Raw genomic sequence first — 18,721 nt, forward strand, 5'->3', positions numbered from 1 at the left:
CATCCGCGGCCGGCCTCGTCCGAACGCGCCCCTGTCCGTTCCGGCAGCGCGTCCGCGCGTAAGCCGACCCGCCCGGTGCGGCCGAAAGCGCCGGAGTCCGGTGCGGCTCGCGAAGGTGGCGTCGCGGGCGGTGGTGCCGGTAAGCGGCCGGTTGGTGCGAAGCCGACGGGTGCGGGTGCGCCGCGTCGCTTTGAAAGTGGCGGCGAGCGTGGGGAGCGCGGGTTCGGCGGCGAGCGCGGCGGTGAGCGTGGGCCGCGCCGTGAAGGTGGCGAGCGCGGCGAACGGCCGGCGCGTCGCTTTGAGGGCGCTGGCGAGCGTGGTGAACGTGCGCCGCGTCGTGAGTTCGGTGATCGTGCGGAACGCGCGCCGCGTCGGGAATTCGGTGATCGCACAGAACGTGCACCCCGCCGCTTTGAAGGTAGCGGTGAGCGTGGCGAACGTGCTCCGCGTCGCGAATTCGGTGATCGCACAGAACGCGCGCCCCGTCGCTTTGAGGGTGGCGGCGACCGCACGGAACGTGCGCCGCGTCGTTTTGAAGGCACGAGCGAACGTGGTGAGCGCGCGCCGCGCCGCGAATTCGGCGATCGCCCGGAACGCGCACCCCGCCGCTTCGAAGGCAACAGTGAGCGTGGCGAACGTGCTCCGCGTCGTGAATTCGGTGATCGCACAGAACGCGCGCCCCGTCGCTTTGAAGGCGGCAGTGAGCGTGGCGAACGTGCTCCGCGTCGAGAATTCGGTGATCGCACGGAACGCGCACCCCGCAGCTTTGAAGGTGGCGGTGAGCGTGGTGAGCGCGCTCCGCGTCGTGAGTTCGGTGATCGCGCAGAACGCGCGCCCCGTCGCTTTGAAGGCGGCAGTGAGCGTGGCGAACGTGCTCCGCGTCGTGAGTTCGGCGATCGTGCAGAACGTGCACCCCGCCGCTTTGAAGGCAGCAGTGAGCGTGGCGAACGTGCTCCGCGTCGTGAATTCGGTGATCGCACGGAACGCGCACCCCGCCGCTTCGAAGGCAACAGTGAGCGTGGCGAACGCGCTCCGCGTCGTGAGTTCGGCGATCGTCCGGAACGAGCACCCCGCCGCTTTGAAGGCAGCAGTGAGCGTGGCGAACGTGCTCCGCGTCGTGAATTCGGCGACCGCACGGAACGTGCGCCGCGTCGTTTTGAAGGCACGAGCGAGCGTGGCGAACGCGCTCCGCGTCGTGAGTTCGGCGATCGTCCTGAACGCGCACCCCGCCGTTTTGAAGGCAGCAGTGAGCGTGGTGACCGTGCGCCGCGCCGCGAATTCAGCGACCGCGCAGAACGCGCACCCCGCCGCGAATTCGACGACCGCCCCGCACGCACCGCCAAACCGCGCGCCGAAGCGCCCGACACCGCGATTGAAACCCCGCGCCCGCGCCGCGACCAGGAAGACGCGCCCGGCATGCTGCGGCTGTCGAAGCTGATGTCCAAGCTCGGCCTGTGCTCGCGCCGCGAAGCCGACGAATGGATCGAGAAAGGCTGGGTGATGGTCGACGGCGAACGCGTCGATACGCTCGGCACCAAGGTGTTCCCGGATCAGCGCATCGACATCGACCCGGCCGCCGAAGCCGCGCAGTCGAGCCAGGTGACGGTGCTGATCCACAAGCCGGTCGGCCTCGTGTCGGGCCAGGCGGAAGACGGCTATCAGCCGGCCATCACGCTGGTCACGCCGGAAAACCGCTGGGAAGGCGACCAGTCGGGCATCCGTTTCGCGGCCTCGCATCTGCGTCAGCTCGCGCCGGCCGGCCGTCTGGACATCGATTCGACCGGCCTGCTGGTGTTGACGCAGGATGGCCGCATCGCGAAGCAGCTGATCGGCGGTCATTCTGAGGTCGACAAGGAGTATCTGGTGCGCGTCGCCTATGGCGAGCACACGGTCGACGTCGAAAGCCACTTCCCGGCCGACAAGCTCGCGCTGCTGTGCCACGGCCTGACGCTCGACGACGTCCAGCTCAAACCCGCGCAGGTCAACTGGCAAAACGGCGAGCAGCTGCGTTTCGTGCTGCGCGAAGGCCGCAAGCGCCAGATCCGTCGCATGTGCGAGCTGGTCGGCCTCGAAGTGGTCGGCCTGAAGCGCGTGCGGATGGGTCGCGTGACGCTCGGCGCGTTGCCGCCGGGTCAGTGGCGCTATCTGTCGGAAGACGAAGCGTTCTGATGCTCTGACGTCCGAACACTGCGCCGGCTCCGCGTGAGCCGGCGCGCTGCGGCTTCAATCAATAAAAAAACCCACGCATGAGCGTGGGTTTTTTTATTGCCACCGGCACGGCGCGTCGCGCGTGCCACAACCAAGCCAGATCAATCGTCGCTATTCGGATCCAGATCCGGGAACAGGATCTCGGTAAAGCCGAACTTCGAGAAATCGGTGATCCGCATCGGATACAGCTTGCCGATCAGGTGATCGCATTCGTGCTGCACGACGCGCGCGTGAAAGCCCTCGGCGACCCGCTCGATCGCATTGCCGAACTGGTCGAAGCCGTGATAGCGGATCATCGAAAACCGGTTCACCGCGCCGCGCAGCCCCGGCACCGACAGACAACCCTCCCAGCCCTCTTCCATGTCCTGCGACACCGGCGTGATGGTCGGATTGATCAGCACCGTTTCCGGCACCGACGGCGCGTCCGGATAGCGGTCGTTCGAGCCGAAGCCGAAGATCACCACCTGCAGATCGACGCCGATCTGCGGCGCCGCGAGTCCCGCGCCGTTCGCGTGGTGCATCGTCTCGAACATGTCCTTCACCAGCTGATGCAACTCGGGCGTATCGAAGTGATCGACCGGTTTGGCGATTTGCAGCAGGCGCGGATCGCCCATCTTCAGAATGTCGTGAATCATGAATGCCCCTCCAGGAGCTTGCGCATACCTTCTTCGTCGAGAACGGGGATGCCGAGTTCCTCCGCTTTCGCGAGCTTGCTGCCCGCGTCCGCGCCGGCCACCACGTAGCTGGTTTTCTTCGACACCGAGCCCGCCACCTTCGCGCCCGCCGCTTCGAGCATCTCCTTCGCGTCCTCGCGCGACAGATTGGGCAGCGTGCCGGTCAGCACCACCGTCTGGCCGGCCAGCACGCCCTGCGGCGCCTTCGGCGCGGGCGGCCCCTCCTTCCAGGTGACCCGGCCCGGCGCGCGCAACTGCTCGATCACCGTGCGGTTGTGCTCCTCCGCGAAGAACTGGTGCAGCGATTCGGCGACCACCGGGCCCACGTCGTTGACTTCCAGCAACTCTTCGAGCGACGCGTCCATGATCGGCGTCAGCGAACCGAAGTGCTTGGCGAGATCCTTCGCGGTCGATTCGCCGACATGGCGAATCCCGAGCGCGTAGATGAAACGCGCAAGCGTGGTGTTCTTGGCTTTTTCGAGCGAGTCGAGCAGGTTCTGCGCGGATTTCTCGGCGAAGCGGTCGAGTTCCGCGAGTGTCGCGAAGCCGAGGTTGAACAGATCGGCCGGCGTGCGCACGAGGTTCTGCTCGACCAGCTGATCGATGATCTTCTCGCCGAGGCCGTCGATATCGAGCGCGCGCCGCTGCGCGAAGTGCCACAGCGCCTGCTTGCGCTGCGCCGGACAAAACAGACCGCCGGTGCAGCGCGCAATCGCCTCGTCCGGCAGGCGCTCGATATTCGAGCCGCACACCGGGCATTGCGTCGGCATCACGAATTCGCGCGCGTCGGCCGGACGCCGGTCGAGCAGCGCGCTGACCACTTCCGGAATCACGTCGCCGGCGCGCCGCACGATCACCGTATCGCCGATGCGGATGTCCTTGCGGCGCACTTCGTCTTCGTTGTGCAGCGTCGCATTGGTGACCGTCGCGCCGCCGACGAACACCGGTTCGAGCCGCGCGACCGGCGTGATCGCGCCGGTGCGGCCGACCTGCACGTCGATCGCGACGAGCTTGGTCAGCGCTTCCTGAGCCGGGAATTTGTGCGCGAGCGCGAAACGCGGCGCGCGTGACACGAAGCCGAGCGTGTCCTGCTCATCGCGCCGGTTGACCTTGTAGACCACGCCGTCGATGTCGTACGGCAGCCCGTCGCGCTTCTCGCCGACGCCGCGGAAAAAGCCCAGCAGCCCATCGGCGCCCTGCACGACCGCGCGCTCGCCGTTGACCGGCAGCCCCATCTCCTTGTACCAGTCGAGCAGTTCGCTGTGCGTGGCCGGCATGTCGGCGCCGTCGAGCACGCCGATTCCATATGCGAAGAACGACAGCGGCCGCTGCGCGGTGATCTTCGAATCGAGCTGGCGCAGGCTACCCGCCGCCGCGTTGCGCGGGTTCGCGAATTCGCGTTGCTCGGCCGCGCGCTGACGCTCGTTCAGGCGCTCGAAATCGCGCTTGAACATCAGCACCTCGCCGCGCACATCGAGCACGTGCGGCACGCGCTTGCCCTTCAGTTTCAGCGGGATCGAGCGGATCGTGCGGACGTTTTCGGTGACGTTCTCGCCGGTCGTGCCGTCGCCGCGCGTGGACGCCTGCACGAACACGCCGTCGACATAGCGCAGCGAGATCGCGAGGCCGTCGAACTTCAGTTCGGCCGCGTAATCGACCGGCACCGGCGGCTCGCTCGCGTTCTTGCCGAGCGCGTCGCCGACGCGCTTGTCGAACGCGACGATGTCTTCATCGGCGAAACCGTTGTTCAGCGACAGCATCGGCTGATCGTGCACGACCGGCTCGAAGCCGCTGGCCGCCTCGCCGCCGACGCGCTGGGTCGGCGAATCCGGCACGATCAGGTCCGGATGCTCGCCTTCGATACGCTCCAGTTCCTTGAACAGTGTGTCGTACTCGGCGTCCGGCAGGTCCGGCTGATCGAGCACGTAGTACGCGTAGTTCGCGCGTTCGAGCTCGGCGCGCAGCCATGCGGCCCGTTCGGCCGGCGCACTGGTTTCGGAAGGAGGGACAGGGGTTCGGGCCATACGCGCGGAAGCTTTATCAGGATGAAAGTCGGACATCGGATTATCGCAGGAAGCCTGGCCCTTTACATCGGCCGAATGGGGGACTTGCGAGGCGTTTCGCGCACTCGCGCGAATGCCTGAAAACGATGCCGGAAACGACAACGGCCGCACATTGTGCGGCCGTCAATTCCTGCGCGAAAAACGCGCGGTGCTACGAGGCGGAGGTTACTGGCTGAACAGCCGCCGCGTCGCCGGCGAGCCCGCCGGAATGCCCGCCTGTTCGAGTTTCGCGTAGAGCGTCATCAGCTGCTTTTCGATCGCCAGCAGCGCGCTCTCCGGCAACGGCCGGCGGCCATCGTCGACGACCCGCCCGCCGATCCGCTCGGCCAGCGATTTCGCGTAGTCGCACATCAGCCGGAACGGCAGGATGTCCTCGTCGGCGACCGGCACGTCGAGCACCAGCGTGATCATCTCGCCGCCCTTGTACGTGAGGTCGTCGCGCAGGAAGTTGGTGTCGCCGAACTGCAGCATGAACACCGGGCTCTGGCGCGAGTCGAGCTTGACGAAGCGGGTGCCGTCGCGCGACAGCAGCAGACCGTCCTGCGACGCGACCGCCTGCACATAATTGGCCGACCACGGCGCGCCGTCCGACAGCACGTTGATCGACAGCTGCGCGTCGCACTGCGCGGCGAAGCCGTCGAGCTCGCGCGCCATCGCGACGGTTTCCAGCATGTCGGGGAATTCGGGCGCCGCGTCGAGCGCATCGGCGAACTGCTGCACGCCGGTCACGAACTCGGAGAATTCGAGCTCGTTCAGCGCGCCGCTGCGGTTCGCGAGCTGCGCGGCCGCGCGCAGTTCCTCGTAACGGGTGCCGTTCTGCAGCAGCTCCCACGCGCCGCCTTCGGGCTTGCCCTCGATATGTACCGGCTTGCTGCCCGCGCGACGCAGCCGCTGCGCGAGCGGAATCACCTTGTCGCCGGCCACCGGGCCGTTCAGGCGAATCGGCACGATGCAGTCGATACGACGGTCGACGATCGCCGGCGGTGCCGACGAAATCGTCGTGGCGGCCGGCAGGATCGGCTCGACGCGTTCCTGCTCGACCGGCGCGGGCTTCGCGGTGGCAGCCGTTTCGGCGGCGGGACGCTCGCTGTCGCCGTCGGACGCCTCGGCGTGCTGGGACTCGCCCTCACCTTCGGCTCGCGCCGCTTCTTCAGCGGCCGGATAACCGTTCGGCGAGGTCATCTCCGCCTGAATATCGGCCGGCGTATCGAGCGGCGCGGTGGCCGCACCCGCAGCCGCACTTGCACCAAAGGTCGGCTCGACCCGCGCGGCGCTCGTATCCGCGAGCGGCTCGGCGCTCACGCTCGGCTCGCGCCGGGTGGTCGGCCGGGCCGGCTCGATGAACGGGCTCTGCTCTTCATGCTCGTCCCGCGGCGCAAAGCTTTCGGCGGTCTCGGCCGGCATCGGCCGCGGCATCTTGCGACGCACCTTCGCGCCCTGCCACGCGTTGTACACGACCACGCCCCCGACCACCACGGCGCCCGCGCCGATCAAACCGAGTGTCAACTCGTCCATGCATGCTCCATCAGCAATTCTTCTATCCGCGCGGGACCGCGTGCGCTTCAGTTCTCGCGCGGCCGGTCAGCACCGCCGCTGCGCTGAACGCGCCGCCCGCGAAGGCCTTAACTCAAACGATATTCTGGGCGAAACCCGCCGCCGTTTCCATGTCGACCGCGACGATCCGCGATACGCCCTGCTCCTGCATCGTCACGCCGATCAGCTGCTGCGCCATCTCCATCGCGATCTTGTTGTGCGAGATGAACAGGAACTGGGTCTTGTCCGACATCGCCCGCACGAGGTTCGCAAAGCGCTCGGTGTTCGCGTCGTCGAGCGGCGCGTCCACTTCGTCGAGCAGACAGAACGGCGCCGGATTCAGCTGGAACATCGCGAACACCAGCGCGGTCGCGGTCAGCGCTTTCTCGCCGCCCGACAGCAGGTGAATCGTCGAATTCTTCTTGCCCGGCGGCTGCGCCATCACCTGCACGCCGGCATCGAGAATCTCGTCGCCGGTCATGATCAGCTTCGCCTGGCCGCCGCCGAAGAGTCGCGGGAACAGCTCGCCGAAATGACGGTTCACTTCGTCGAAGGTGCTTTGCAGCAGCGTGCGGGTTTCCGCGTCGATCTTGCGGATCGCGTCTTCGAGCGTTTCGATCGCGCTGGTCAAATCGGCCGATTGCGCGTCGAGGAAGGTCTTGCGCTCGCTCGCCGCTTTCAGCTCGTCAAGCGCGGCCATGTTGACCGGTCCGAGCGCGATGATCGCGTTGTTGATCCGCGTGACTTCGCCTTGCAGATACGACGGCTTCATGTCCGGCGTCAGCTTGGCCTGCAATTCGGCCTCGTCGACGCCCGCCGCCGCGAGCTGTTCGATGAACTGCTCGCCGTTCAGGCGCGCGGCCTGTTCCTTCAGCTGCAATTCGTTGATGCGGTCGCGCAGCGGCTGCAATGCGCGCTCGGCGGTCAGGCGGGTTTCGTCGGCCGCACGCAGCTTCGCGGTCAGGTCGTCGAGTTCGACCCGCGCCGCGCGCAGCGCCTCTTCTTTCGCGGTGCGGATGTCGAGCGCGTCCTGCAAGCCGGTGTGCGCGGTCTGCTCGTTGATCGTTTCGAGCTCGGCGCGCGCGTCTTCGAGCGAGCCGGCCACGCGCTCGCTCTGCTCGTGCGCGACCTGGATGCTGCGCTTGAGCTCGTCGATCCGGTTCGTCATGTTGCGCGCGGCAAAGCGCGCATCGGTCGCGGCACGGTCGAGATCGCGCGCTTCGCCGCGTGCGCCCGTCAGTTGTTCGTCGAGCGCTTCGAACGCCAGTTGATGGTCTTCGAAGCGCGCCTGCAATTCGGCGAGTTCGCCGTCGTGGCGCTCGAAGTTCGCTTCGGACTCAGCCCGCAACGCGCGCTGCTCTTCGACCTGAGCGGCGATTTCCTCGAGTTCCTCGCGAATCTGCGTGCTGCGCTGCGTGTAGCGCTCATGCGCCTGAGTCAGCTTCAGCACGTCCATCTGCAATGCGTGGACCCGCTGGGTCGCGCGCTCGGCTTGCGCACGCAGATCGGCGAGCGCCTGTGCGGCCTGGGTATGCGCGGCTTCCGCGCGGATCGCGGCGGCCTTCGCGTCGTCGGCGAGCAGCGCCTGCGCGCGCACCTGACGGCCGAGGTTTTCGATTTCCTGCTGGCGGCCGAGCATACCAGCCTGTTCGGAGTCGGCCGCGTACAGCTGCACGCCGACGCGCGTGACCAGATGCCCCGCCTTGACGACGAACGCGCCGCCTTCGGGCAGCTGCGAGCGCATTGCGAGCGCCTGCTGCAGATCGTCCGCGACGAACGCAAGTCCCAGCCAGTCGTTCAGCACCGCGCGGATGCCCGCGTCTTCGATCCGCACCAGCGACAGCAGCGAGCGCAGCGCGGCGGGCGCCGCCGGCGCCGGTTGACCGGCCGAGGGCGGCGCGTAGAACGCGAGCTTGGCGGGCGGCGCGTCGGTTGCGAACGCCTTGACCCAGTCGAGATTCGACACTTCGAGCGCGGCGAGGCGCTCGCGCAGCATCGCTTCGAGCGCGGTTTCCCAACCGGCTTCGACGTGCAGCTTCTTCCACAGACGCGGCAGGCTGCCCAGTTCGTGCTTGTCGAGCCACGGCTGGATCTTGCCTTCGGTCTGCACGCTTTCCTGCAACTGCTTGAGCGCGGCGAGGCGCGCGTCGAGCTGGTGAATCTGCGCGCTTTCGGCCTGCACGCGCTCCTGCGCGGCGCGGCGCTCGCCATCCAGCCTCGGCAGCGTTTCCTGCGCATCGGCAAGGCGTGCCTGCGCGTCGTGGAGAATTTCCTCGTGTTCGGCGAGCTGCATGCGCAACTCTTCGAGCTGCGCTTCGTCGGGCGCGTCGAGCCCGCCCGCCTCCGACTTCAGCCGCTCATGGCGCTGCTGCAACTGCTGCAACTGCTGATCGGCATTGCGCTGATGCGCGGCTTCGAGTTTGAGCGCCTGTTCGGTCTGCGCGATGCCGCCGCGCTCCGCGTTCAGTTCGGCCTGCGCATCGCGCCAGCGCGCTTCGAGCGCGGGCAGCGCGTCGTGCTTCGCGGCCGCGTCCTCTTCGGCGAGCACCGCCCTTTCTTCGGCGACGGCCAGTTGCTCCTCGGCGTCGGCGATATCGTCCTGCGCCTTGTCCGCCTGCGACTGCCACTGCTCACGCTGCGCGGTCAGCGCGGCGATCTGCGCCTGCACGCGATTACGCGACTCGACGATGAAGCGGATCTCCGCCTCGAGCCGGCTCACTTCCGCGTTCGCTTCATAGAGCGCGCCTTGCGCACCCTGCATCGCGTCGCTCGCGGAATAGTGCGCGACCCGCAGCGTTTCGAGTTCCAATTCGACTTCGCGCAACCTCGCGGTCTGCGCTTCGAGGTCGATCTGCGCCTGTTCGATCGCGCGCTGCTGGCGTTGCTGCTCGCCGCCCGCCTCGTTCTTGCGCAACAGCCACAGCAGCCGCTGCTTTTCTTCGCCGTCGGTCTGCAACTCGCGATAACGGGTCGCGACGATCGCCTGCGCTTCGAGCTTCTCGAGATTCGCGCCGAGTTCGCGGACGATGTCCTCGACCCGCGTCAGGTTCTCGCGCGTGTCGTGCAGACGGTTCTCGGTCTCGCGGCGGCGTTCCTTGTACTTCGACACGCCGGCGGCTTCTTCGAGGAACACCCGCAGCTCTTCCGGCTTCGCCTCGATCAGGCGCGCGATCATGCCCTGCCCGATGATCGCGTACGCGCGCGGCCCGAGGCCGGTGCCGAGGAAAATGTCCTGGATGTCGCGGCGGCGCGCCGGCAGGTTGTTGATGTAGTAGCTGGAAGTGCCGTCGCGGGTCAGCACGCGCTTCACCGCGATTTCCGCATACTGGCCCCACTGGCCGGCGGCGCGGCCTTCCGCGTTGTCGAACACCAGTTCGACGCTCGCGCGGCTGCCGGGCTTGCGGGCCGTCGAGCCGTTGAAGATCACGTCCTGCATCGACTCGCCGCGCAACTCCGACGCGCGCGATTCGCCGAGCACCCAGCGCACCGCGTCGATGATGTTGGATTTGCCGCACCCGTTCGGGCCGACCACGCCGACTAGCTGGCCTGGGACCTGGAAATGGGTGGGATCGACGAAGGATTTGAAGCCAGCGAGTTTGATCGAGGTGAGACGCACGGCGATTTCGCTGTTTGAAAAGAGGGTGTGATAGGTGGCTCGCGAGGTTGCGCCGGTCGTTCACCGCCGTGGCGGGACGGCCCACGCAACCTCGCGAGCCTTCGCAATTGGGTTGCCGGCGGGGCGCGCTGCTGCATTTGCAACTGCGCACGCGCCGGCTAATGAGGGGGAATCATACCATCGCGCGCGGGCGATTCTTACCGCCCTTACGGTGGTCGTCGCGCTCGCGGCCTGGCTCGCTTGCGCGCTCGCTTCCGTGCTCGATTCCGTGCTCGATTCCGTGCTCGATTCCGTGCTCGATTCCGTGCTCGATTCCGTGCTCGATTCCGTGCTCGCTTCCGTGCTCGATTCCTCGCTCATTCGCGGGTTCGTTTACCTGCGTGCTGGCGCCGCCGGCACCAGCGCCGCCGCCGTCATGCTCGCCCGGCACGCCGGTGTCCTCGATCGCGGGATCGGGCGGCGCGCTCTTCGTGCGATGCACCCAGCTCGACAGCGCCGACGCAAGCACGATGCACGCGCCGCCGGCCCATTCGCGCGGCCCCGGCATCTCGCCGGCGAACAGCCACGCGGACAGCGCGGTCACGACCAGTTCGAACAGCATGATGATCGACGCGCGATTGGCCGGCACACGGGCAAGCCCGTATTGCACCAGCATGTTGTTCGACGCGAGCAGCAAGCCGAGGCCCAGCACCAGCCCCGCCGCCGTGAGCAGATGCGCGCCGGCGGGCGGCGCGGGCATCGGCTCGAACAGCGCCGCCAGCGCGCCGAGCAGCGCCGCGCCGCCGAACACCGTCGCGGTTCGCATCTCCGGCTTCATGTCCGGCAGCACGCGGCTCGTCTTCAGGATCAGCACGTTGCTCATCGCGAAGCCCATCCCGCCCGCCAGACCCGCCCATTCGGCCGCGTTGCCGGGCATCGGGATGCCGAGTTGCGGCGACCACAGCATCGTGACCGCGCCGGCCAGCGACAGCGCCGCGAGCGCCGCGCCCGACCACGTGAGCCGCTCGTGCAGGATGAAGTGCGCGAACAGCGCGGTCCACGCGGGCGTCAGATAGAACAGCAGCAGCACGCGCATCACCTGACCGTGGATCGAGCCCCACACGAAGCCGAGATTGGTAACGCCGGCCGCGAGCGCGAGCGCCGGCAGCAGCCAGTGCCAGCGCACCGTCTTCAGCGCGCGGCGCCGCACCAGCAGCACGAACAGGCACCCGGTGCCGCTCGTGAGCGCACTCGCGGCGGTGCCGGTCACGCCGAGCGCGGCAAGCATCCGCAGCGGATACCAGACGATTCCCCAGACCGACGCGCCGAGCATGATCGCGAGCGTCGGCCAGCCGTTGCGCAGCCAGTTGGTCATCGGCTGGGGCTCCGGGTGGTGCGGGCTGAAGTGGGTAGATGTGCCGGTGCCCGTGCCGGGGTTGGCGCTGACGTTAGCGTCGGGCTTGGCGCTGGCGTAACGGTGCGGGTCGGAGGGAGCGTGGACTTGCCCGTAGACGTTGGCCCCTGAGCGCCCGCGGCGTTGTGTGTGGATATCCGAGCGGGCGTGGGCGTGCCCGCCAACCTGCCGCTGGCGGCGGCCTGGCACCCGCTCGGTCGGCCTGTCTCCGGAACTGCTGCGTACATTGCTGCTCCTGCGTGTTTTTTCGTGCAAAGCCCGGCGCCATTGCTCGCCGCGGCCTTTGCGCTGCGTGTCGAGGCGCCGCCCGGCGGGGCGCGCCACGCTATAATCGACCGCTTGCCGCCGCTGCCGGCCGGCCCTCGCCGGGCCGCACGGCGCGCGCATGAGACGCCGTGTGACGCGCCGCCCGCCGGCTTGCGAAGCACGTGTTCTCGCCCCGTCCGCGTCCATCCCGATCAGGCCATCTCGTCCGTGAATCCGCTACTCGACTCCCTTCAGTCCTATCCGTTCGAAAAGCTGCGCGTGCTTTTCAAGGACGTCACGCCGCCGGCCGGCCTCGCGCACATCAGCTTCGGCATCGGCGAGCCGAAACATCCGACCCCGCCGCTGATCCGCGACGCGGTGATCGCCTCGCTCGGCGGCCTCGCGACCTACCCGGCCACGCTCGGTTCGGCGCCGCTGCGCGAGTCGATCGCGAAATGGGTGTCGACGCGCTATAACCTGCCGCCGCTCGATCCGGCCACCGAAGTGCTGCCGGTAGCGGGCTCGCGCGAGGCGCTGTTCGCGCTCGCGCAGACGGTGCTCAATCCGCAGCGAGACGCGAGCAGCAAGGCCGATGGCGCGACCGCCGGGCAGCCTGCGATCGTACTCTGTCCGAACCCGTTCTACCAAATCTACGAAGGCGCGGCGCTGCTCGGCGGCGCGCAGCCGTACTTCGTCAATAGCGACCCGGCGCGCAACTTCGCGTGCGACTACTCGGCGGTCCCCGCCGACGTCTGGGCACGCACGCAGCTGCTGTACGTGTGCTCGCCCGGCAATCCGACCGGCGCGGTGCTGACGCTCGACGACTGGCGCGAACTGTTCGCGCTGTCGGACCGCTACGGCTTCGTGATCGCGTCCGACGAGTGCTACTCGGAAATCTATTTCGACGAAGCGAACCCGCCGCTCGGCGGCCTCGAAGCGGCGCACCAGCTCGGCCGCGGCTACGAGCGGCTGGTGATGCTGTCGAGCCTGTCGAAGCGCTCGAACGTGCCGGGCATGCGCTCGGGCTTCGTCGCCGGCGACGCGGCGATCCTGAAAGCCTTCCTGCTGTACCGCACCTACCACGGCGCGGCGCTGTCCACGGTATTCCAGAGCGCGAGCATCGCCGCGTGGAACGACGAAACCCACGTGCGCGAGAACCGCGCGAAGTACCTGCAGAAGTTCACCACCGTCACGCCGATGCTCGCCGACGTGCTCGACGTGCGTCTGCCGGACGCCGCGTTCTACCTGTGGGCCAACGTCGAGCGCACCGGCCTCTCGGACACCGAGTTCGCCCAGCGCCTCTACGCCGACTATAATGTGACGGTTCTGCCGGGCTCGTTCCTCGCGCGCACCGCGCACGGCGTGAACCCCGGCCGCAATTTCGTGCGCCTCGCGCTCGTCGCCGACGTCGACGAATGCACGGAAGGCGCGCAGCGGATCGTCGAGTTTTGCCGCTCGCTGAACGCCGCCTGAGCCCGCGCGCTCTCCCCTCTTCAGACTTCAACTCTTCAGAAAATCACGCATATGTCGCAACAACTTCAGCAAATTATCGACACCGCCTGGGACAACCGCGCCGACCTGTCGCCGAAGGCCGCGCCGGCCGAAGTGCGCGAAGCCGTCGCCCACGCGATCGAGCAACTCGATAAGGGCGCGCTGCGCGTCGCCGAAAAGAAGGACGGCGACTGGGTCGTCAACCAGTGGCTGAAGAAGGCCGTGCTGCTGTCGTTCCGCCTCGAAGACAACGCGCCGATGGCGGCCGGCGGCTACTCGCAGTTCTACGACAAGGTGCCCTCGAAGTTCGCGAACTACACCGCTGAAGACTTCGCCGCCGGCGGCTTCCGCGTGGTGCCCCCGGCCATCGCGCGCCGCGGTTCGTTCATCGCGAAGAACGTCGTGCTGATGCCGTCGTACACCAACATCGGCGCATACGTCGACGAAGGCACGATGGTCGATACGTGGGCGACCGTCGGTTCGTGCGCGCAGATCGGTAAGAACGTGCACCTGTCGGGTGGCGTGGGCATCGGCGGCGTGCTGGAACCGCTGCAGGCGAACCCGGTCATCATCGAAGACAACTGCTTCATCGGCGCGCGTTCGGAAGTCGTGGAAGGCGTGATCGTCGAAGAAAACTCGGTGATCTCGATGGGCGTGTACCTCGGCCAGAGCACCAAGATTTACGACCGCGAAACCGGCGAAGTCACGTACGGCCGCATTCCGGCCGGCTCGGTCGTGGTGGCCGGCAACCTGCCGTCGAAGGACGGCTCGCACAGCCTGTACTGCGCGGTGATCGTCAAGAAGGTCGACGCGAAGACCCGCGCGAAGGTCGGCCTGAACGAGCTGCTGCGAGGCGACTGATGGCGCGCGGCACCAAAACCGTCGTCTACGGCATTCCGAACTGCGACACCGTGAAGAAAGCACGCGTGTGGCTGGAAGAGCACGGCGTCGAGTTCGAGTTTCACGACTTCAAGAAGGCCGGCGTGACCGAGCCGCTGGTGCAGGACTGGCTGAAGGACGTGAAGCTCGACGCGCTGGTTAACCGCCGCGGCACCACGTGGCGCGGTTTGTCCGACGACATGAAGGCGGCCGCCGAAACCGAGCCGGGCGCGATCGCGCTGATGATCCACAAGCCGTCGGTGATCAAGCGGCCGGTGCTGGTGGTCAACGGGCGGGTGAAGTCGCTCGGTTTTTCCGCGGATGACTACGCGGCGCTGTTTGCCTGAGTTTGCCTGAATGTGACGCACGCGGCCGCGCGCCGCGTCGTTCAAAAGCTGTTGCCGGCTGCGGTGCATCACCGCGAGCCGGCATTTTTTCATTTCAAAGTGGCTTGTACTGAATCCATGTCCGGCACCCTCGCCCTTACCGAACAACTGATCGCCCGCGCGTCCGTGACGCCCGACGACCAGCATTGCCAGCGTCTCTTGATCGAACGCCTGGCCGCGCTCGGCTTCGAGCACGAGACGATCGAATCCAACGGCGTGACCAACCTGTGGGCCGTCAAACGCGGCATCGACGGCACGCGCGGCAAGCTGCTCGCGTTCGCCGGCCACACCGACGTGGTGCCGACCGGCCCGCTCGAACAGTGGCATTCGGCGCCGTTCGAGCCGACCCAGCGCGACGGCAAGCTGTACGGCCGCGGCGCGGCGGACATGAAGGCGTCGATCGCCGGCTTCGTGGTCGCGAGCGAGGAGTTCGTCGCCGCCAACCCGCAGCATCGCGGCTCGATCGCGTTCCTGATCACCAGCGACGAGGAAGGCCCGGCGACCGACGGCACCGTGAAGGTCGTCGAAGCGCTGCAGGCGCGGAGCGAGCGGCTCGACTACTGCATCGTCGGCGAGCCGACCTCGAGTGAGCGTTTCGGCGACATGGTCAAGAACGGCCGGCGCGGCTCGATGTCGGGCAAGCTGGTCGTCAAGGGCGTGCAGGGCCATATCGCCTATCCGCATCTGGCGAAAAATCCGGTGCATCTGCTGGCGCCCGCGCTCGCGGAACTGGTCGCCGAACGCTGGGACGACGGCAACGAATACTTCCCGCCGACCACCTGGCAGGTGTCGAACCTGCACAGCGGCGCCGGCGCGAGCAACGTGATCCCCGGCCACGCGGACGTGATGTTCAACTTCCGCTTCTCGACCGCGAGCACGGTGGAAGGCCTGCAACAGCGGGTGCACGCGATCCTCGACAAGCACGGCCTCGAATACGATCTGCAATGGACCGTCAGCGGCCTGCCGTTCCTGACGCCGCGCGGCGATCTGTCGAACGCGCTCGCGAAGGCGATCAAGGACGAGACCGGCGTCGACACCGAACTGTCGACCACCGGCGGCACGTCGGACGGCCGCTTTATCGCGCGCATCTGCGAACAGGTGATCGAATTCGGTCCGCTGAACGCGAGCATCCACAAGATCGACGAACATATCGAAGTCGCCCATATCGAGCCGCTGAAAAACGTGTATCGCCGCGTGCTCGAACAACTGATCGCCTGACCGGAACTCCCTGCAATGACGCTGCCCTTCTCCACTGTCCGCGACCTGCTGCGTTACGCGGTGTCGCGCTTTAACGAAGCCAAACTGTCGTTCGGCCACGGCTCGGCCAATGCCTACGACGAAGCCGCCTATCTGCTGCTGCACACGCTGCATCTGCCGCTCGATCTGCTCGATCCGTTCCTCGACGCGCGCCTCACCAGCGCCGAAATCGACGCGGTGCTGAAGGTGATCGAGCGACGCGCGGCCGAACGCGTGCCGGCCGCCTACATCACCCAGGAAGCGTGGATGCACGGCTATCGCTTCCACGTCGACGAGCGCGTGATCGTGCCGCGTTCGTTCATCGGCGAGCTGCTGCAGGACGGTCTGCAACCGTACGTCGAGGACCCCGAGCAGGTCGGCGCGGTGCTCGAACTGTGCACCGGCTCCGGCTGCCTCGCGATTCTCGCCGCGCACGCGTTCCCGAACGCGGACGTCGACGCGGTCGACCTGTCGGCGCCCGCGCTCGAAGTCGCGACCCGCAACGTCGCCGACTACAAGCTCGACGACCGCATCGCGCTGTTCGAGGGCGATCTGTACGCGCCGCTCGCCGAGCGCCGCTACGACGTGATCCTCAGCAATCCGCCGTACGTGAACGCGACCTCGATGCAGGCGCTGCCGGCCGAATACAAGCACGAGCCGGAGATGGCGCTCGCGGGCGGCGCGGATGGAATGGATATCGTGCGCCGCATCATCGCCGACGCGCGCAACTGGCTGACCGACGAAGGCGTGCTGGTGGTCGAGATCGGCAACGAGCGCGAGCACGTCGAAGCGGCGTTCGGCGGCCTCGATCTGGTGTGGCTGCCGACCAGCGCCGGCGACGACAACGTGTTCCTGATCCAGGCGCGCGACCTGCCGGTATAAGTACAGGCGGGCCGATCCGAAGCGCGGCGCTTCGCCAACTTTCGCGAGCTTATGCAATTCGACCTGCTTCACGTCGGCCCGCTGGTTGCTCTTGCCCATATCCTCGGCATCATCGCGGCCGGCCATGCGATCCTCCACACCCGCACCTCGCAGGGTGCGATCGCGTGGGCGGTGTCGCTGGTCGCGATGCCTTATCTGACGCTGATCCCGTATCTGTTTCTCGGCCGCAGCAAGTTCGCAGGCTACGCGGACGCGCGGCGGGTCGAAAACGAGCTGCTGCGCACCCGCGCGTATCCGCAGCAGTGGGATACCCAGGCGTCGTCGGCGGGACTGCCGACCCAACAGCTCGGCGCGCGGCCGGTGCAGTCGCTCACGCGGCTCGGCGGGATGCCGTTCCTGCCCGGCAACGCCGTGCGCACGCTGGTGAACGGCACCGCGACCTTCACCGCGATCCTCGATGCGATCGAACACGCGCGCCATTACGTGATCGTGCAGTTCTTCATCGTGCGCAACGACGCGCTCGGCGAGATGCTGAAGGACGCACTGATCGCGAAGGCGCAACAGGGCGTGCGCGTGTACTTCCTGTACGACAGCATCGGCAGCTTCGATCTGCCGCATCGCTACGTCGCGGCGCTGCGCGCGGCCGGCGTCGCGATGCATCCGTTCGCGACCAACCGCCGTTTCGTCAACCGTCTGCAGCTGAACTTCCGCAATCACCGCAAGATCGTCGCGGTCGATGGTGAGCGCGCATTCGTCGGCGGCCATAACGTCGGCGTCGAATATCTGGGCGCGAAGCCGCCGCTGTCGCCGTGGCGCGATACCCATATCGAAGTGCGCGGACCGGCGGTCGCGAGCATTCAGTTCGTGTTTGTCGAGGACTGGTATTGGGCGACCCAGCAGTTGCCCGATCTCGAGTTGCGGGACGCGGCCGCGGGTGATGAGGCCGTTGAACCGTCAGACACCTCGGACACCACCGCGGCCCCCGCCGGCAACATGCACTGCCTCGTCCTGCCGAGCGGCCCGGCCGACAAGCAGGAGACCTGCTCGCTGTACTTCGTCGAAGCGATCAACGCGGCGCGCGAACGCGTGTGGATCACCACGCCGTATCTGGTGCCCGACGAAGCGGTGTTCGCCGCGCTGCGTCTCGCGGTACTGCGCGGCGTCGACGTGCGCATCATGCTGCCGAGCCGGCGCGATCACCTCGTAGTGTTCGCCGCGTCGAAACTTTATGCGTACGACTCGCTGCGCGCGGGCATCCGCATCTTCCGTTATCAACCGGGTTTTCTGCACCAGAAAGTGGTGCTGATCGACAGCGTCGCGGCCGCGATCGGCAGCGCCAATCTCGACAACCGCTCGTTTCGCCTCAACTTCGAGATCATGGTGCTGACCGTCGATCGCGGCTTCGCGCTCGAAGTCGAAACGATGCTGCTGAACGACTTCGCCGTATCGCTCGAAATCGATCGCAACGAGTACCGCAAGGCGGCCGCGTGGCGGCGGATGCTGATGCACGTGGCCCGGCTGTTCTCGCCGATTCTGTAGCGAGCGGCAACGTCGGCGCCGGCCGCGCGCCGCGCATCGTTGCCGCGCGCCGCCCTCACAGCAGCGCTTCGATATCCGCGACGATCGCATCGGGTTTGGTCAGCGGCGCATAGCGCTTGACCACGTTGCCGTCGCGGCCGATCAGGAACTTGGTGAAATTCCACTTGATCTTTTCGAGCCCGAGCAGCCCCGGCGCTTCGCCGGTCAGGTAGCTGAACAGCGGGTGCGCGTTCGCGCCGTTCACGTCGATCTTCTCGAACATCGGGAACGTCACCCCGTAGTTCTTCTCGCAGAACGCGCCGATCTGCGCGGCATCGCCCGGCTCCTGCTTGCCGAACTGGTTGCACGGAAAACCGAGCACCGTGAGCCCGCGTGCCGCGTACGCTTCGTAGAGCTTCTGCAAGCCCGCGTATTGCGGCGTGAATCCGCATTCGCTCGCGGTGTTGACGATCAGCAGAACCTTGCCCTGATACTGTGCGAGACTGACTTCCTCGCCGCCGAGCGTGCGCGCCGAAAACGAATAAATCGATGTCATGTGCCCTCCGAGAAAGCCGTCAGTCTATGCCCAAACGCGT

14 protein-coding genes and 1 pseudogene are annotated in these 18,721 nt (G+C 67.1%); 9 read left to right on the plus strand and 6 right to left on the minus strand.

The annotated features are described in order from the left end of the window. Positions 1-100 precede the first annotated feature (100 nt). The 3 genes and pseudogenes from BTH42_RS36325 (at position 101) to BTH42_RS36335 (ending at position 2,169) form a co-directional block, all read left to right on the plus strand. Positions 101-1,438: a hypothetical protein gene (locus BTH42_RS36325; protein WP_305954794.1), complete on the plus strand. Its 1,338-nt coding sequence runs from the start codon at positions 101-103 to the stop codon at positions 1,436-1,438. After that, a pseudogene (locus BTH42_RS36330) lies at positions 1,438-1,488 on the plus strand (hypothetical protein); the annotation flags it as partial. The gene BTH42_RS36325 and the pseudogene BTH42_RS36330, both read left to right, overlap by 1 nt. Positions 1,489-1,599: 111 nt before the next feature. Beyond that, positions 1,600-2,169 (plus strand): pseudouridine synthase, encoded by a 570-nt coding sequence (locus BTH42_RS36335; RefSeq protein WP_305954795.1) that lies wholly within the window; start codon positions 1,600-1,602, stop codon positions 2,167-2,169. A gap of 140 nt (positions 2,170-2,309) precedes the next feature. Here BTH42_RS36335 and def read toward each other — a convergent pair whose 3' ends face one another. The 5 genes from def to BTH42_RS16095 form a co-directional block, all read right to left on the minus strand. Further along, complete coding sequence (def, locus tag BTH42_RS16075) at positions 2,310-2,843, minus strand: peptide deformylase (RefSeq protein WP_075301095.1); 534 nt, start codon at positions 2,841-2,843, stop codon at positions 2,310-2,312. Next, positions 2,840-4,906 carry an NAD-dependent DNA ligase LigA gene (gene ligA, locus BTH42_RS16080; protein WP_075301097.1) on the minus strand — a complete coding sequence of 689 codons (2,067 nt, stop codon included), beginning with the start codon at positions 4,904-4,906 and terminating at the stop codon, positions 2,840-2,842. The genes def and ligA overlap by 4 nt, the downstream gene beginning before the upstream one ends. Before the next feature lie 204 nt (positions 4,907-5,110). Continuing rightward, positions 5,111-6,460, minus strand: coding sequence for a cell division protein ZipA C-terminal FtsZ-binding domain-containing protein (locus BTH42_RS16085; RefSeq protein WP_075301099.1), 1,350 nt, complete (start codon positions 6,458-6,460; stop codon positions 5,111-5,113). A gap of 112 nt (positions 6,461-6,572) precedes the next feature. Continuing rightward, a complete protein-coding gene (gene smc, locus BTH42_RS16090; RefSeq protein WP_075301101.1) occupies positions 6,573-10,094 on the minus strand; it encodes a chromosome segregation protein SMC in 3,522 nt (1,173 codons plus the stop codon). Positions 10,095-10,266: 172 nt separating this feature from the next. Next, positions 10,267-11,448, minus strand: a complete 1,182-nt coding sequence (locus BTH42_RS16095) for a DMT family transporter (protein ID WP_143752086.1) — start codon at positions 11,446-11,448, stop codon at positions 10,267-10,269. 513 nt (positions 11,449-11,961) lie between these two features. Here BTH42_RS16095 and dapC point away from each other — a divergent pair. The 6 genes from dapC (at position 11,962) to cls (ending at position 18,146) form a co-directional block, all read left to right on the plus strand. Then, on the plus strand, positions 11,962-13,206 hold the full coding sequence (dapC, locus tag BTH42_RS16100; RefSeq protein WP_075301103.1) for a succinyldiaminopimelate transaminase: 1,245 nt from the start codon (positions 11,962-11,964) through the stop codon (positions 13,204-13,206). Positions 13,207-13,257: 51 nt separating this feature from the next. After that, entirely contained in the window at positions 13,258-14,085 is an 828-nt protein-coding gene (gene dapD / locus BTH42_RS16105) for a 2,3,4,5-tetrahydropyridine-2,6-dicarboxylate N-succinyltransferase (RefSeq protein ID WP_075301105.1), read from the plus strand. Next, the gene (locus BTH42_RS16110; RefSeq protein WP_075301107.1) at positions 14,085-14,450 is read left to right on the plus strand and encodes an ArsC family reductase; all 366 of its coding nucleotides are present in this window, start codon (positions 14,085-14,087) and stop codon (positions 14,448-14,450) included. Before dapD ends, BTH42_RS16110 begins: the two co-directional genes overlap by 1 nt. Positions 14,451-14,567: 117 nt before the next feature. Then, positions 14,568-15,707 (plus strand): succinyl-diaminopimelate desuccinylase, encoded by a 1,140-nt coding sequence (gene dapE / locus BTH42_RS16115; RefSeq protein ID WP_075301176.1) that lies wholly within the window; start codon positions 14,568-14,570, stop codon positions 15,705-15,707. A gap of 15 nt (positions 15,708-15,722) precedes the next feature. After that, positions 15,723-16,607 (plus strand): 50S ribosomal protein L3 N(5)-glutamine methyltransferase, encoded by an 885-nt coding sequence (gene prmB, locus BTH42_RS16120; protein WP_075301109.1) that lies wholly within the window; start codon positions 15,723-15,725, stop codon positions 16,605-16,607. A gap of 51 nt (positions 16,608-16,658) precedes the next feature. Then, positions 16,659-18,146 (plus strand): cardiolipin synthase, encoded by a 1,488-nt coding sequence (gene cls, locus BTH42_RS16125; protein ID WP_075301111.1) that lies wholly within the window; start codon positions 16,659-16,661, stop codon positions 18,144-18,146. A 55-nt stretch (positions 18,147-18,201) separates the two neighbouring features. Here the strand turns inward: cls and BTH42_RS16130 are convergent, their stop codons facing one another. Further along, the gene (locus tag BTH42_RS16130) at positions 18,202-18,681 is read right to left on the minus strand and encodes a glutathione peroxidase (protein ID WP_075301113.1); all 480 of its coding nucleotides are present in this window, start codon (positions 18,679-18,681) and stop codon (positions 18,202-18,204) included. Positions 18,682-18,721: the final 40 nt, after the last annotated feature.

This window comes from Burkholderia sp. SRS-W-2-2016 (assembly GCF_001931485.1).
GTDB lineage: Bacteria > Pseudomonadota > Gammaproteobacteria > Burkholderiales > Burkholderiaceae > Paraburkholderia.